The sequence below is a fragment of the Bacteroides sp. 519 genome, from assembly GCF_010500955.1.
Taxonomy (GTDB): domain Bacteria; phylum Bacteroidota; class Bacteroidia; order Bacteroidales; family Bacteroidaceae; genus Bacteroides.
In genome coordinates this window covers 1-302 of record NZ_QVMJ01000167.1, presented here as the reverse complement: position 1 = coordinate 302, position 302 = coordinate 1, and the positions used below count along the sequence as shown (strand labels likewise).

General features: G+C 35.8%; 1 protein-coding gene. It reads left to right on the top strand.

The window, feature by feature from the left end:
- On the top strand, positions 1–189 hold a 189-nt coding region (locus D0T85_RS22385), incomplete at its 5' end, for a hypothetical protein (RefSeq protein ID WP_370460033.1).
- Positions 190–302: the final 113 nt, after the last annotated feature.

Below are 302 nucleotides of genomic sequence, written 5' to 3'. Positions count from 1 at the left end.
AACCAAACAGGGAAGTTTGTGATGTGGTTTCATCTTGAACTCAAAGGAAAAGGATACTCGGCTGCACGTGCAGCATTAGCTGTAAGCGATACACCTGTTAAATACATACACCATATATATGAACAAGATTCTGTTTTGTGGGTGGCAAGTGTGGGTATGGGAATTATAAAAGGAACCGTATTAATTTAAATAATCTGACTTCCGGTTTTATTAAGTTTCATGAATATACTCAATATGAAGATTAAAAGTTGGTTTCACAAATATCCGCAAAAAGCATGATACGCACACTTATAAGCAATGCT